The sequence below is a fragment of the Burkholderia sp. Se-20373 genome, from assembly GCF_017104705.1.
GTDB lineage: Bacteria > Pseudomonadota > Gammaproteobacteria > Burkholderiales > Burkholderiaceae > Burkholderia.
Genome location: NZ_JAAGPH010000394.1, coordinates 1 through 546, shown reverse-complemented (window position 1 = coordinate 546; position 546 = coordinate 1). Strand labels below are relative to the sequence as shown.

General features: G+C 65.0%; 1 protein-coding gene. It reads left to right on the top strand.

Annotation, left to right across the window (positions count from 1 at the left end; all coding sequences use genetic code 11):
- On the top strand, positions 1 to 546 hold a 546-nt coding region (locus tag G3N96_RS39980), incomplete at both ends, for an ATP-binding cassette domain-containing protein (protein WP_206140512.1).

Below are 546 nucleotides of genomic sequence, written 5' to 3'. Positions count from 1 at the left end.
TGACGATCGCGAAGAACGAGCTGTTCGCGCTGCTCGGCAGCTCGGGCTGCGGCAAGTCGACGTTGCTGCGCATGCTCGCCGGGCTCGAGACGGCCACCTCCGGCAAGATCTTCGTCGACGGCGAGGACCTTGCTTCGCTGCCGCCGTACCGCCGCCCGGTGAACATGATGTTCCAGTCGTACGCGCTGTTCCCGCACATGACGGTCGAATCGAACGTCGCGTTCGGCCTCAAGCAGGAAGGCACGCCCAAGAACGAGATCAAGGAGCGCGTGGCCGATGCGCTCGCGCTCGTGCAGATGAGCAAGTACGCACAGCGCAAGCCGCATCAGCTCTCCGGCGGCCAGCAGCAGCGCGTCGCGCTCGCGCGCTCGCTGGTCAAGCGCCCGAAGCTGCTCTTGCTCGACGAGCCGATGTCCGCGCTCGACAAGAAGATCCGCCAGAAGACCCAGCTCGAACTCGTGAACATCATCGAGAAAGTCGACGTGACCTGCGTGATGGTCACGCACGACCAGGAAGAGGCGATGACGATGGCCAGCCGCCTCGCGG